Consider the following 13,909-nt stretch of genomic DNA (forward strand, 5'->3'; position numbering starts at 1 on the left):
TAATCGGGTGACCGCAGTGGCTCAGCAGGAACCAACACAGACCATCGCGAAGCGCCTGATTGCCAGCCTTGAAGCCTGGCGGTTCGGCTCTGTGCTGGGTGTGTTTCTGATGGTTGTTGCTGTTCTTGGTTGGCGTCTGGTGGACCTGCATGTGGTTGACCAGGAGTTTCTCCGTCAGCAGGGCGACGTTCGTACCATTCGCGTTGAAACCATAGATGCCCATCGTGGCATGATCACCGATCGCTATGGTGAGTCTTTGGCGGTCAGTGCCCCGGTAAATACCGTTTGGGCCAACCCGGGCGAAATGGATGCGGATGACCCGAGGCTGACCGCGGTTGCACGGTTGCTGGGGCTGAACGAGGCGCGCCTCCGGGAGCGCTTGCGTCAGTACCGGCAGCGCGAATTTATCTACGTGAAACGTAAAATCCAGCCTTCTCTGGCACAGGACGTTCTGGATGTTGGCGTGCCAGGTATCTACACGCGCCGGGAATATCGTCGATATTATCCGGCCGGCGAAGTCACTTCTCACGTGGTGGGTTTTACCAATATTGACGAAATGGGTCAGGAGGGCATGGAGCTTTCCTTTAATGACTGGCTCAGCGGTGAGGTCGGCAAAAAAAGGGTTCTGAAAGACAATCGTGGTCGGGTCATCAAGGATCTGTCGCTGATTCGTGATGCCAGTCCTGGCAAGGAAATCGCCCTGAGCATTGATCTTCGTCTTCAGTATCTGGCTTATCGTGAGCTCAAAGCCGTGGTTCAAGCGCACAATGCTCGTGGTGGCACACTGGTGATGCTGGACGTGGCGACCGGTGAGGTGCTTGCCATGGTTAATCAGGCTTCCTACAACCCCAATGATCGTCAGAACATGGACCCGTCAGGCCTTCGAAACAAGGCCATAACCGATCTCTTTGAGCCCGGTTCGACCATGAAACCCATTACCGTGGCGGCAGCTCTGGAAAGCGGCCAATACACAACCTCGTCCACCATTGATACCTCACCGGGTTACCGTCGATTCGGCCGCTACACCATTCGCGACACCAGTAATCACAACGTTCTGGATTTGAAAGGCATCATTGTTAAATCCAGCAACGTTGGCATTAGCCGCATTGCCACCGAGTTGGGTGGTGACACTATTCGTGATCTCTACTACCGCCTGGGTCTAGGGCAGGCGACAGGTATCGGTTTCCCCGGCGAGGCGGTGGGGGTGCTGCCAAGTCCTCCGCGCTGGCGTCCGGTCGAGGAGGCGACGCTGTCATACGGGTATGGCCTGAGCGTTAATGCCCTGCAGTTGGCCCAGGCTTATATGGTGTTGGCCAATGGTGGCATCCGTTATCCCCTGAGTCTTTTGAAACAGGATGTTCCGCCCCCGGGCGAGCGGGTGCTATCGGAAGGGGTGACCGCCAAGGTTCGCGACATGCTGCGCGCAGCAGTCGAGAATGGAACAGGGAAGCGCGCGCAGCCCGGCTTCTATTCGGCGGGTGGAAAAACCGGCACCGTGCACCTGGTTGGTGTGGGTGGGTACGAAAAAAGTCAGTACAAGGCTGTTTTTGCGGGCATGGCGCCGGTGGAGAACCCCCGTCTTGTAACGGTAGTAGCCGTCGATGCCCCTCAGGGAGGAGAATATTACGGTGGTGAGGTGGCTGCGCCTGTGTTTGCCCGGGTTATGGGGGATGCCCTGCGGCTGCTGAATGTGAAACCTGAACTGGAGTTTGGCGAAAACGGTGGCAAGACTCCAGGCCGTGCATCCGGGGAGAGGGGGTAGGCCTATGTGTGTCACATCGCTTAGCACGTTATTACAAGGTGTCGCGCCGTTGCCATCGGTATTCGATGTCACCATACACGGCCTTGCGACCGACAGCCGCGAGGTGCGCCCGGGCGATGCGTTTGTGGCACTGGCTGGGTTCCGAACGCCATCAGATCACTATCTTGATGCGGCTATCCGGGCAGGGGCGGCGGTGATTCTTCTCGAAGCTCCCCAGGCTGGCGAGTGCTCCGAGCATCGGGGTGCACTCATCGTTCCCATTGCAGATTTGCGAGACAAGCTGGGTTTACTGGCCGATCGTTTTTATGAGCATCCCTCTCAGCGGCTGAGCGTGCTGGGCGTTACCGGCACCAACGGCAAGACCTCCGTCACGCACTTTCTTTCACAGATGCTGAACGCAACCGGCACCCCCTGCGGAATGATCGGAACGTTGGGTTGCGGTATGCCCGGGAGGCTGCAGCCAACGACCCACACCACGCCTGACGTTGCGAATGTGAATAAATGCCTGTCCCACATTCTTTCCCAGGGTGGGCGGGCCGCCGCCATGGAAGTATCGTCCCACGCCCTGGAGCAAGGCCGCGTTGACGGCATTACCATGACCGGGGCGATATTTACCAACCTCAGCCGTGACCACCTTGACTACCACGGCACGATGGAAGCCTATGGCAACGCCAAGGTGAAGCTGTTTCTACGGGAAGGTTTGCATTTTTCTGTGATCAATTTTGATGACCCGTTCGGCCGTCAGCTCTATGAACAACTCGAAGGTCAGTGTGATCGTGTGCGCTTCAGCCTGCATGAGTCCCAGACCGAGCTCTGGCTGACTGATTATCGCCCCCACGCAGCCGGTTTTTCTGCATCGATTGACGGACTGTGGGGAGCGTTTGACATTGAGGCGCCTCTGTTGGGCAGCTTCAACGTCAGCAACCTACTTGCTGCCATGGGCGCGGTTCTGAGCCTTGGCGTACCAGTGGAGCGGGTTGTGGCGGCGGCCGCAAAGCTTTCCCCACCCCCGGGTCGGCTGGAATCCTACAGTGGCCAGAATGGCTCTCGGGTAGTTGTTGATTACGCGCACACGCCGGATGCCCTGGCCAACGCGTTGGCGGCTTTGCGACCCCACACTGCCGGTGCATTGACCTGTGTCTTCGGATGCGGGGGTGACCGTGATACCGGCAAGCGGCCGGAAATGGCCAAGGTCGCAGAGGCCGGTGCTGACCGCGTCATCGTAACAGATGATAACCCGCGCTCCGAGCACCCGGACACCATTGCCCGGGATATTATGGCGGGCTTCGAGATGCCGGAGGCCGTGCAGCTGATTCATGACCGAGCCAGTGCTATAAGGGCCGCCATCGAACAGGCTGGCCCCGGTGACGTGGTCCTGGTTGCAGGCAAAGGCCACGAAACCTGGCAGGAAATTGCCGGCAAGCGGGTGCCATTCAGTGATGCAGAGCAGGTGCGCTCAGCGCTAACACTGACCGGGGGTGGCGCATGATGCGTACGTTTTCGCTGACCGAAGCAGCCCGGTGGCTTGGGGCCCAATCCCCCGGTAATGATGCCTCATTCGGGAAGGTGTCTACCGACACTCGAACAATTCAGCCCGGTGACCTGTTTGTTGCGCTTCGCGGCGAACGGTTCGATGGCCACCGTTTTCTGGCCGAGGCGGTCGAGGCGGGGGCTTCGGCCCTGGTGGTTGATACATTGGTACCTTCAATAACCGTGCCTCAGATCCAGGTTGAAGATACCACCGAAGCGCTCGCCATCCTGGCCTTCGGAAATCGTCGTGAAAGCAAGGCCCGCTTCGTCGCGGTGACCGGTAGCAGTGGGAAAACCACAGTCAAGGAAATGCTGGCATCCATGCTGCGGGGCGCAGGTGAAACACTCGCGACCCGGGGTAACCTGAATAATCACATCGGCGTGCCGCTGACGTTATTCGAGATTGCTCCGGAGCATCAGTTTGCAGTGATTGAACTCGGGGCCAGTGGTGTTGGCGAAATTGCTCACACTGTTGCCATTACTCAGCCCGATGTGGTGATTATTACCAACGCCGGGGAGGCGCACCTGGAAGGCTTCGGCAGTTACGAGAATATCGTGGCGGCCAAGGGCGAGATCATTGACGGCGTTATAGCCGGAGGAACTGTGGTTCTGAACCGGGATGATCCGGCCTATGACGTTTGGCGCAACCGCGCCGGTGAACGAAAAGTGGTTTCCGTGGGTTTCGGGGCACAGGGTTCGGCGGACTATACCTGCGAGACACTGACTTCGGGTGGTACTGAGCAGGCGGTGAGGCTGAACGGCCCCGACCGCTGGACCTGTGACATCACGCTTCCGTTGCTTGGTCACCACAATCTGACCAATGCCCTGCTGGCGGTCGCAGCGGTGCGCGAGCTGGGTATCGACGATCATTGCATTCAGGCCGGGCTTTCGGCCCTGGCACCAGTGCCCGGTCGTTTGCAGTCCATTGATCTCGCACCCGGAGTCACGGTAATCGACGACAGCTATAACGCCAACCCGACCTCAATGAAGGCAGCGCTTGAGGTGCTGTCAAAAAGTGCCGGTCTGCGTGTGGCCGTGCTCGGGACCATGGCTGAACTGGGAGAGGAGGCCGGGCGCCTGCATGAGCAGATCGGTACCGCCGCCAGGGAACTGGGTATTGAAACACTGGTCGTGATTGGAGAGCACTCGGAGGCGTACCGGAAGGGTTTCGGTGGACATACAGTGGTTTGCTCTGATCACGAAGATGCCATTAATTACGTTGAGAAGCAGCTAGCCGCTCCGGTCAGGGTGCTGGTGAAGGGATCTCGCAGTTCCGCCATGAATGTCGTGGTGGAGGGGCTCAAAAACAAGGTGAAAAATTCATGCTGCTCTGGCTGACGGGAACACTCTCAGAATACTTTACATCGCTGACGATGTTTCAGTACCTGACGCTGCGCGGGATTTTTGGCGTGTTGACCGCATTACTGATCTCTCTTCTGATCGGCCCGGTGATGATTCGTAAACTGGGCCAGTATCAGATTGGCCAGTCGGTCCGTGATGATGGCCCTCAGACCCACCTGAGTAAGGCTGGAACACCAACCATGGGCGGCGCCCTCATTCTGGTGGCGATTGCCGTCAGCACCCTGTTATGGGCAGATCTTGCCAATCGCTATATCTGGATAACGCTGGCGGTCACCTTGCTTTTTGGTGCCATTGGCTGGGTCGATGACTATCGGAAGGTTGTGGAGCGCAATCCTCGCGGGCTTCCCAGCCGCTGGAAGTATTTCTGGCAGTCGGTGATTGGCGCCGTAGCTGCGTTTGTTCTGTTCTACACGGCCACCTTGCCCCAGGAGACCTCGCTGTTTGTGCCATTATTCAAGAATGTGTCGTTCACATTGGGCCCGGTGTTTTTCATTCTCCTGACTTACTTTGTCATTGTCGGCAGCAGTAACGCGGTCAATCTGACCGATGGTCTCGATGGCCTGGCGATTCTGCCCACAGTAATGGTCGCGGCTGCGCTTGGCATATTTGCCTACCTTTCCGGTCATGCCCAGTTTTCAAACTACCTGCTGATTCCCCACTTGCCGGGAACCGGAGAGCTTATTGTATTTTGCGGCGCCATTGTGGGAGCCGGTCTGGGTTTCCTGTGGTTCAACACCTATCCGGCCCAGGTATTTATGGGCGATGTGGGTGCCCTGGCCCTTGGGGCTGCACTTGGGGTGGTCGCGGTAATCGTGAGGCAGGAGATTGTGCTGTTCATCATGGGTGGCATTTTTGTCATGGAAACGGTGTCGGTGATCTTGCAGGTTGCCTCATTTCGACTGACCGGGCGGCGGATTTTCCGCATGGCGCCACTGCATCATCACTTTGAATTGAAAGGCTGGCCGGAACCTCGCGTTATTGTGCGGTTCTGGGTGATTACCGTAGTGCTGGTCCTGGTTGGACTGGCCACACTGAAAATTCGATAGGCAAAGCAGATACTTATGAGCGTTATTGTCTCAGACCGTCGCACACTGGTAGTAGGACTCGGCAAGACCGGGCTTTCCTGCGTGCGCTACCTGCTGGCGCAGGGGCGGGATGTTGCTGTGGCCGATAATCGCTTGTCGCCCCCGGGTCTTGCCGAACTTAAAGCCCGATGGCCAGAGGTTCCGCTGCATTTGGGCGTTTTTAATGCTGAGCTTTTTGCGGGTTTCAACGAGTTGGTCGTCAGCCCCGGGCTGAACATAGATGAACCCGCAATTCGGGCGGCCGCGGAGCGTGGTGCCCGGATTCGCGGTGATATTGATCTTTTCAGCGATGCCGCCCAGGCGCCGATCGTTGCCATAACAGGCTCCAACGGCAAGACAACCGTGACCACGCTGTTGGGTGAAATGGCCAAAGCCGCCGGCACACAGGTGGCGGTCGGTGGCAATATCGGCACCCCGGCCCTGGACCTGCTGGACAACAATGTTGAACTTTACATACTGGAACTTTCCAGCTTTCAGCTCGAAACCACCGCCACTCTGGGTGCGCTGGCCGCGACTGTGCTCAATGTCAGCGATGACCACTTGGATCGTTACGCCACGAAAATGGCGTATTTTCAGGCCAAGCAGCGCATCTTCAACGGTTGCAAGACTGCCGTGGTCAATCTGGATGACCCACTCAGCACCCCGATGGCACGGGATACCCTGCGCTTTGTCTGTTTCGGAATGCATCGAATCAATCCGGAGACCTTCAGCACCCGGGATGATGAAGGCGACGCCTGGATTACCTTCGGGTTTGACAACCTGATTCGTCAGAGTGAGCTGCCACTGCCTGGTCTTCATAATTTGAGCAATGTGATGGCGGCTCTGGCATTGGGTCATGCGGCGGGTCTGCCAATGGCAGTGATGCTGGACGTTGCCCGGAACTTCCATGGGCTGCCACACCGATGCGAGCGGGTGCGTACTGTCGCAGGCGTGGAATACATCAATGACTCCAAGGGTACCAATGTGGGTGCGACCGTCGCTGCCATTGAGAGCCTTGCTCCGCGCAATGGAAAAATTGTGCTGATAGCCGGCGGTGAAGGCAAGGGTGCGGATTTCCGTCCATTGGTGGCTCCGGTGTCACGTCATTGCCGGGCCGCCATTCTGATAGGCCGTGATGCGCCCAGGCTGGCAGAACTATTCCATGAGCATGTAGAAACCCAGCGGGCGGAAACGCTCGCTCAAGCCGTGATCAAAGCGTCAGAGACGGCCCATGTTGACGACCGGGTCCTGCTTTCTCCGGCCTGCGCCAGTTTCGACATGTTCCGGAACTACGAAGACCGCGGCGAACAGTTCCGTCAGCAGGTGGAGGCCCTATGAATCTGCCTGACCTGAAGCTGTCAAACAGCCGCATCCAGTTGAACCGCAACCCTCTGCCGTGGCTGCTGCTGAGCTCGATTTCATTGCTGGTCATCGGCGTTGTCATGATAGCGTCCGCGTCTACTGACATGGCCGCTGCGGTGATGGGTAACAGCTATCATTTTGTCATCCGGCAGCTCATTTTCGCGGCCCTTGGATGCACCCTGGCGCTGATCGCCGCCAATATTCCAATGGCCTGGTGGGAGCGCAGTGGCTGGCTTTTGCTGGGGGTTGGGCTTTTTGTGCTGATACTGGTGCTGACCCCGGTGGGTCGGACGGTGAATGGCTCTACCCGTTGGATTCCCTTTGGTTTGTTCAACGTTCAGGTTTCTGAGATTGCAAAACTCTGCCTGATCGTCTACCTCGCAGGTTATGTGGTGCGGCGCCGGGAAGAGCTGGTCAATACCTGGGTTGGTTTTCTCAAGCCGGTTGCAGTGCTGGGCATGGCGTCGATTCTGCTGGTTATCGAACCGGACTTCGGCGCCACGGTGGTTCTGATGACCGCAGCGTTGGGGATGATTTTCCTCAGTGGTGTAAAGCTCAGCCGCTTCCTGCCGCTGATAGCTTCCTGCGTATTTATCGGGACTGTACTCATTTTCACTCAGCCGTATCGGCTAAAGCGCGTTGTAAGCTATCTGGATCCCTGGAAAGACCAGTTTGACAGTGGTTATCAGTTAACCCAGTCGCTGATTGCTTTTGGTCGCGGGGAATGGGGCGGGGTTGGCCTGGGTAATTCGGTGCAGAAGCTGTTTTACCTGCCGGAGGCTCACACCGATTTCATCTTTGCCATCACGGCCGAGGAGTTTGGCCTGTTTGGATCGCTGGGCGTGTTGGGGTTGGTCACTGTATTGGTGCTTTCAGGTTTTACCATCGCCCGTCGTGCAGAGAACGCAGGCATGCCTTTCGCGGCTTGTTTTTCCTATGGCATAACCCTGCTGATCGGCCTGCAGGCCAGCATCAATATGGCAGTCAACACCGGTTTGCTGCCTACCAAGGGGCTGACACTGCCATTGGTTAGTTACGGCGGCAGCAGTCTGCTGATCACTTGTATCTGCATCGGGATTCTGGCACGAGTGGAAATGGAGCGCACGGCCCAGGACCAGATCGCAGCAAACGGCAAACAAACGCCATTCCGGGGAGGCGCAGCTTATGAATAGTAAGCGCTTCCTTATCATGGCAGGCGGAACCGGAGGCCATGTGTTCCCGGCATTGGCCACGGCGCGACTGTTACAGGCGCGGGGTCATGAAGTCCACTGGCTTGGCTCCTCCGGTGGTATAGAAGTGCGTCTGATTGGCGACACCGATATACCGCTGTCGGTGATTTCCATTTCCGGCCTCCGGAGTAAGGGTGGTCTGACGTTGCTGGCAGCGCCTTTCAAATTGGCGCGCGGGCTTGTCCAGGCTTTGACAGTGCTTCGCACGGTAAAACCGGATTGCGTCATTGGCATGGGCGGCTTTGTTACCGGCCCCGGCGGTGTTGCAGCCTGGCTGACCAAGACACCGTTACTGATCCATGAACAGAACGCGATTGCAGGCATGACCAATCGAATTCTGGCGCGTTTTGCGAAAATGGTTATGGAAGCCTTTCCTGACAGCTTCGGCGCCAAGGTGGTCACCCGCTGTACCGGCAACCCGGTACGGGATGAGATGGCTCACATGGCGACGCCAGAAGAACGGATGGCCGGCCGCGAGGGCGCTTTGAGAGTCCTGGTGGTGGGCGGCAGTCTGGGAGCACAGGCAATCAACAGCTGTGTGCCCCAAGCGTTGGCAAAAATGCCGGCAGACGTACGCCCGAACGTTCGTCATCAATGCGGTGAACGCAATCTGGAGGCAACCAGAGCGGCCTATGCAGCCGCGGGGGTTGAAGCTTCAGTGGAGCCTTTTATCAGCGAGATGGCCGCCGCCTATAGCTGGGCCGATATCGTCATTTGCCGGGCCGGTGCGCTGACTATTGCAGAGCTGTGCGCCGCAGGACTCGGCGCGATTCTGGTGCCATTCCCCCACGCGGTGGATGACCATCAGACCAGAAACGCGGACCACATGGTGCAAGTCAAAGCGGCCATGTTGATCCCTCAACATAAACTGACTGCGGACATTCTGGCCGAAACTCTCACTGACCTGCTGGCGGATCGCGGTCGGATTCTGGAAATGGCCAGGGCCGCGAGGTCCCTAGCGCGTCCTGACGCGACGGAGCGAGTTGTGAATTACTGTCTGGAGGCTGCGCATGCCTGAATTAACCAATCCTCCCCTGGTCTACCAGGTCCCTGAGATGCGCCGGATTCGCCATATCCACTTTGTGGGAATCGGTGGCGCCGGGATGAGCGGTATCGCTGAGGTACTGAAGAACCAGGGCTATGACGTATCGGGCTCGGATATTCGGGAGAGCGCGGTTACTCAGCGGTTGCAGAACATGGACATCCGCGTCGATATCGGTCACCGGGAGGAGAACACCGAACTGGCAGACGTGGTTGTGGTGTCTTCGGCAGTGGCGGCAGACAATCCGGAAGTGGCGTCCGCCCGGCTGCGGCGGGTACCGATCGTACCGAGAGCCGAAATGCTCGCGGAAATCATGCGTTACCGTCATGGCATCGCCGTTGCCGGCACCCATGGCAAAACCACGACAACCAGCCTGATTGCCTCGATTCTCGGAGAAGCCGGGCTTGACCCGACCTTCGTGATTGGCGGAAAGCTCAACAGCGCCGGCACCAATGCACAGCTTGGGAAGTCCCGGTATCTGGTTGCCGAGGCGGATGAGAGCGATGCATCGTTTCTGCACCTGACGCCGGTTATCTCTGTGGTAACCAATATCGAAGCCGACCACATGGAAACCTATGGCGGTGATGTCGGCAAACTCAAGCAAACCTTTGTGGACTTCCTCCATAACCTGCCATTTTACGGGGTGGCGGTGATGTGTGTGGATGATGATTACGTGAACGAGATCATTCCCCGGATTTCCCGCGCCATCATTACGTATGGCATCGACAATCCGGAGGCTGACTACCGCGCCGAGAACATTCAATCTGATGGTCTGCGAACCCATTTCACTGTGCGTCGGCCTGGCGAACGCAAGGATCTGACCGTTGAGCTGAAAATGCCGGGTCGCCATAACGTACTGAACGCTCTCGCCGCTATCGCCGTTGCCACCGATGAGGGCGTTGATGACAGCGCCATCTGTAGCGGCCTGGCAGGCTTCGCAGGCGTTGGTCGTCGTTTTCAGGTGTACGGGGACTACAAGACCTCCAGGGCGACAGTCACTCTGGTGGACGATTACGGACATCACCCGACGGAAGTCGAGGCGGTAATAAGGGCAGCGCGGGAAGCCTGGCCTGACCGGCGCATCACCATGCTTTACCAGCCTCACCGGTTCAGTCGCACCCGCGACCTGTACGAGGATTTCGTTCGGGTATTGTCCGAGGTCGATACGCTGCTGTTGATGGACGTCTACTCCGCCGGTGAGGCGGTGATTCCGGGCGCTGATGGCCGCGCCTTGTGTCGTAGCATCCGGCTGCGGGGCAAGCTTGAGCCGATCTTCGTTGAAGACAACAGTGAAGTGGAAAACCTGCTGGAAACTGCGTTGCAGAACGGGGATCTGCTTATTACCCAGGGTGCTGGCGACATTGGTGGTGTGGCAGCACGCCTGGCTGCTGCAGGGGGTAATCGCCCATGAGCGAGCACAGCATGCTCGGTTATCAGGCCGATGCGCAGTTACAGAAAGCGCTGGGGCGCGTGGCTGTGCTGATGGGCGGCGATTCCGCCGAGCGGGCGGTATCACTGAAAAGCGGCAGTGCGGTGTTGACTGCGCTCCAGGCCGCTGGCGTTAACGCCTTTGGTATCGATGTCACGGGCAGCTTGCTCAACGTGGTGGCTCAGCTCAACTTCGACCGCGTGTTCATTGCCCTTCACGGGCGTGGCGGCGAAGACGGCACGGTGCAGGCAATTCTGTCCCAGGCCGGCATTCCCTACACCGGCAGTGAGGTGCTGGCGTCAGCGTTGGCAATGGACAAGCTCAGAACAAAGTATGTGTTTGAAGGCTGCGGCCTTCCGACGCCGGCATTTCGGGCCATGGCCGCCGCCGACGAAGCTGACAGCGTTCTGGCCGCGCTGAAGACGCCGCTGAGCGTGAAGCCCTCCCGGGAAGGCTCCAGTATCGGTATCCGTAAAGTCAGCACCCGCGACGAATTGATTGAGGCCTATGTGGCTGCCAGCCAGCATGATCCGCTGGTGCTGGTGGAGGAGTGGATCGAAGGCCCTGAATTTACGGTCAGTGTTTTACAGGGCCGGGCGCTGCCCGCGATTGGTTTGAGTACTGACCATGTGTTCTATGACTACGACGCCAAATACATCAGCAACGATACCCGTTATCAGATTCCCTGCGGCCTGGCGCCGGATCAGGAAGTGATACTCCAGGAGCTGGCGGTGGAAGCTTTCCGGGTCCTGGGCTGTCGCAGCTGGGGCCGGGTCGACATTATGCAGGACCGCGGCGGTGAGTTCTGGTTGCTGGAAGTCAACACGGTGCCCGGCATGACGGATCACAGCCTGGTCCCAATGGCTGCCAAAGCTGCCGGCATCAGCTTTGAAGAGCTGGTGGTCCGCATTCTGCGGGACACTCTGGAGGCTGACCATGCTTGACCGGATGCAGCTCCGTAGCCGACCGGTTCCGTCGGAACCTCCGCGCAGACGGGGCGCGACCTCTGCCGGTCCGGAAAACGATCCCCGGGCAGTGTTCAAACTGGTGTTCGGCGCGGTGCCGTGGCTGCAGGCAGGGCTGGGCGCAATTGTGTTGGTGGTCGCGGGTCTGGTGCCTTGGGGTACGGGCGAGGCACTTTCTGCCCTGGATCGGCAAATCGGTTCCATTCAGATCAAGGGGAGCCTGGTCGGTGAAAGCCGGGAGGCACTGGAGCAGCGGGCAGGCCAATGGGTTGGTCGTAGCTTCTTTGCGACCGACCTGGCGGATGTGAAGGCTGAGATTGAACGGCGCCCATGGGTTGAAACCGCCGCGGTAAAGCGAGTCTGGCCCGATGGACTGGTAATCGAGGTTCGTGAAAAGAAACCGCTGGCGTACTGGAACAACGATCAGTTGATCAGCCGGTCTGGTTTGTTGTTCAGCCCGTCAAATCGGGATGTTGCGGGTGCATTGCCGAAATTGTCCGGGCCTGACGAACGTGTGGAGGAAGTGATTTCAACCGCTCGCATGATGGCCGGTGTCTTGACTGAACGCGGCCTGGGCTTTGCCGGCCTGGCACTTGAAGAGCGGGGTGCGTGGACGCTGACAATGGCAAACGGTATCGAAGTAGTACTGGGGCGTGATCAGGTTGAGCAGCGCTTTGAACGCTTCATGACGGTTTATGAGGGCCAGCTGGCGGCTCGCGCGGATGAAGTAAAACGCATTGATGCCCGTTACACCAATGGTGTGGCGGTCCAGTGGAAACAGCTGGATAAGGCATCCGGGAAAAATACTTAGACCCATTTTTATGGACCTACGGTTTGGTGAATTACATGTCATCGGTTGAAACGGAAAACATGATTGTCGGCCTCGACATCGGCACCTCGAAAGTGGTGGCCATCGTCGGCAAACGTAAAATGGACGGCAGCATCGAAGTGGTGGGCATCGGCTCGCACCCTTCCCGAGGACTGAAACGCGGTGTTGTGGTGAATATTGAAACCACAGTGCAGGCCATTCAGCGAGCGGTCGAAGAGGCCGAGCTGATGGCAGGCTGCAGGATTCACTCGGTTTATGCGGGTATTGCCGGCAGCCACATCAAAAGCCTGAACTCACACGGTATTGTCGCAATACGAGACCGGGAAGTGACCCAGGCGGATATCGACCGGGTAATCGATGCGGCCCAGGCGGTCGCCATACCGGCGGACCAGAAGGTGCTTCATATATTGCCGCAGGAGTTTGTGATCGATAACCAGGAAGGCATCAAGGAGCCCATGGGGATGTCCGGGGTGCGGCTTGAGGCCAAGGTGCATTTGGTGACCTGCGCGGTGAATGCGGCCCAGAACATCGAGAAATGCGTGCGTCGATGTGGTCTGGAGGTCGATGACATCATTCTGGAGCAGCTCGCATCCAGCTATGCGGTGTTAACCGAAGATGAAAAAGAGCTGGGCGTTTGCGTGGTTGATATCGGTGGCGGCACAACGGATATCGCGGTCTTCACCGGCGGGGCCATTCGGCACACGTCGGTGATTCCCATTGCCGGGGACCAGGTTACCAATGACATCGCGATGGCCTTGCGCACGCCGACCCAGAACGCTGAAGAAATCAAGATCAAGTATGCCTGTGCGCTCACTCAGCTTGCAGGTGCGGACGAAACCATCAAAGTCCCCAGCGTCGGGGAACGGGCTCCCAGAGATCTGTCCCGGCAGGCGCTGGCTGAGGTGGTTGAGCCTCGTTATGAAGAGTTGTTCACGCTCGTTCAGTCAGAACTTCGTCGCTCCGGCTTTGAAGATCTGATACCGGCGGGCGTCGTGATTACGGGCGGTTCTTCCACCATGGAAGGTGTGGTGGAGCTGGCCGAGGAAATCTTCCATATGCCGGTTCGGCTTGCTTCACCGCAGGCGGTTTCCGGGATGACGGAGGTGGTCAACAACCCGATTTACTCCACCGGGGTGGGCTTGTTGATCTATGGGTTTCGCCAGATGGATATTGGCCGGGGCCCGGTGGTCAGGGGAGAAGGTTCGCCTTCATTCTTTGAGCGCGTGAAGAGCTGGTTTACCGGTCATTTTTGATCGCAAGCCAGGCAGTAAACGACCGGGTAACCGGTCGGAACAAACGAAGGTCTCTCGAAAAATAATCGGCCTGGAAAATGCC

The 13,909-nt window shown here is 58.1% G+C and carries 11 protein-coding genes; all 11 read left to right on the forward strand.

Features of this window, described 5'->3' with window-relative positions:
* Positions 1-16 precede the first annotated feature (16 nt).
* Genes F6Y09_RS05935 through ftsA form a run of 11 tightly spaced genes read left to right on the forward strand, consistent with a single transcriptional unit; the run spans position 17 to position 13,827 of the window.
* Positions 17-1,762 (forward strand): peptidoglycan D,D-transpeptidase FtsI family protein, encoded by a 1,746-nt coding sequence (locus F6Y09_RS05935; RefSeq protein WP_152206021.1) that lies wholly within the window; start codon positions 17-19, stop codon positions 1,760-1,762.
* Between the two features lie 4 nt (positions 1,763-1,766).
* The gene (locus tag F6Y09_RS05940; protein WP_152206022.1) at positions 1,767-3,251 is read left to right on the forward strand and encodes a UDP-N-acetylmuramoyl-L-alanyl-D-glutamate--2,6-diaminopimelate ligase; all 1,485 of its coding nucleotides are present in this window, start codon (positions 1,767-1,769) and stop codon (positions 3,249-3,251) included.
* Positions 3,248-4,630, forward strand: a complete 1,383-nt coding sequence (locus F6Y09_RS05945) for a UDP-N-acetylmuramoyl-tripeptide--D-alanyl-D-alanine ligase (protein WP_152206023.1) — start codon at positions 3,248-3,250, stop codon at positions 4,628-4,630. Before F6Y09_RS05940 ends, F6Y09_RS05945 begins: the two co-directional genes overlap by 4 nt.
* Positions 4,615-5,700: a phospho-N-acetylmuramoyl-pentapeptide-transferase gene (gene mraY / locus F6Y09_RS05950; protein ID WP_152206024.1), complete on the forward strand. Its 1,086-nt coding sequence runs from the start codon at positions 4,615-4,617 to the stop codon at positions 5,698-5,700. Before F6Y09_RS05945 ends, mraY begins: the two co-directional genes overlap by 16 nt.
* 15 nt (positions 5,701-5,715) lie before the next feature.
* Positions 5,716-7,056, forward strand: coding sequence for a UDP-N-acetylmuramoyl-L-alanine--D-glutamate ligase (gene murD / locus F6Y09_RS05955; RefSeq protein WP_152206025.1), 1,341 nt, complete (start codon positions 5,716-5,718; stop codon positions 7,054-7,056).
* Positions 7,053-8,252, forward strand: a complete 1,200-nt coding sequence (gene ftsW, locus F6Y09_RS05960) for a putative lipid II flippase FtsW (protein ID WP_152206026.1) — start codon at positions 7,053-7,055, stop codon at positions 8,250-8,252. Before murD ends, ftsW begins: the two co-directional genes overlap by 4 nt.
* Complete coding sequence (gene murG / locus F6Y09_RS05965; RefSeq protein ID WP_152206027.1) at positions 8,245-9,327, forward strand: undecaprenyldiphospho-muramoylpentapeptide beta-N-acetylglucosaminyltransferase; 1,083 nt, start codon at positions 8,245-8,247, stop codon at positions 9,325-9,327. Before ftsW ends, murG begins: the two co-directional genes overlap by 8 nt.
* Complete coding sequence (murC, locus tag F6Y09_RS05970; protein ID WP_152206028.1) at positions 9,320-10,762, forward strand: UDP-N-acetylmuramate--L-alanine ligase; 1,443 nt, start codon at positions 9,320-9,322, stop codon at positions 10,760-10,762. Before murG ends, murC begins: the two co-directional genes overlap by 8 nt.
* Complete coding sequence (locus F6Y09_RS05975) at positions 10,759-11,724, forward strand: D-alanine--D-alanine ligase (protein WP_152206029.1); 966 nt, start codon at positions 10,759-10,761, stop codon at positions 11,722-11,724. Before murC ends, F6Y09_RS05975 begins: the two co-directional genes overlap by 4 nt.
* Positions 11,717-12,556 (forward strand): cell division protein FtsQ/DivIB, encoded by an 840-nt coding sequence (locus tag F6Y09_RS05980; protein WP_152206030.1) that lies wholly within the window; start codon positions 11,717-11,719, stop codon positions 12,554-12,556. Before F6Y09_RS05975 ends, F6Y09_RS05980 begins: the two co-directional genes overlap by 8 nt.
* Positions 12,557-12,591: 35 nt before the next feature.
* Positions 12,592-13,827, forward strand: a complete 1,236-nt coding sequence (ftsA, locus tag F6Y09_RS05985) for a cell division protein FtsA (RefSeq protein ID WP_152206031.1) — start codon at positions 12,592-12,594, stop codon at positions 13,825-13,827.
* Positions 13,828-13,909: the final 82 nt, after the last annotated feature.

The sequence above is a fragment of the Marinobacter changyiensis genome (assembly GCF_009193265.1).
In the GTDB taxonomy this organism is placed as follows: Bacteria; Pseudomonadota; Gammaproteobacteria; order Pseudomonadales; family Oleiphilaceae; genus Marinobacter; species Marinobacter changyiensis.

What these genes read in the sequence shown, in the direction of transcription:
- F6Y09_RS05940 (WP_152206022.1), top strand. Translation starts at nt 1,767, where the DNA reads ATGTGTGTCACATCGCTTAGCACGTTATTACAAGGTGTCGCGCCGTTG.
- F6Y09_RS05945 (WP_152206023.1), top strand. Translation starts at nt 3,248, where the DNA reads ATGATGCGTACGTTTTCGCTGACCGAAGCAGCCCGGTGGCTTGGGGCC.
- mraY (WP_152206024.1), top strand. Translation starts at nt 4,615, where the DNA reads ATGCTGCTCTGGCTGACGGGAACACTCTCAGAATACTTTACATCGCTG.
- murD (WP_152206025.1), top strand. Translation starts at nt 5,716, where the DNA reads ATGAGCGTTATTGTCTCAGACCGTCGCACACTGGTAGTAGGACTCGGC.
- ftsW (WP_152206026.1), top strand. Translation starts at nt 7,053, where the DNA reads ATGAATCTGCCTGACCTGAAGCTGTCAAACAGCCGCATCCAGTTGAAC.
- murG (WP_152206027.1), top strand. Translation starts at nt 8,245, where the DNA reads ATGAATAGTAAGCGCTTCCTTATCATGGCAGGCGGAACCGGAGGCCAT.
- murC (WP_152206028.1), top strand. Translation starts at nt 9,320, where the DNA reads ATGCCTGAATTAACCAATCCTCCCCTGGTCTACCAGGTCCCTGAGATG.
- F6Y09_RS05975 (WP_152206029.1), top strand. Translation starts at nt 10,759, where the DNA reads ATGAGCGAGCACAGCATGCTCGGTTATCAGGCCGATGCGCAGTTACAG.
- F6Y09_RS05980 (WP_152206030.1), top strand. Translation starts at nt 11,717, where the DNA reads ATGCTTGACCGGATGCAGCTCCGTAGCCGACCGGTTCCGTCGGAACCT.
- ftsA (WP_152206031.1), top strand. Translation starts at nt 12,592, where the DNA reads ATGTCATCGGTTGAAACGGAAAACATGATTGTCGGCCTCGACATCGGC.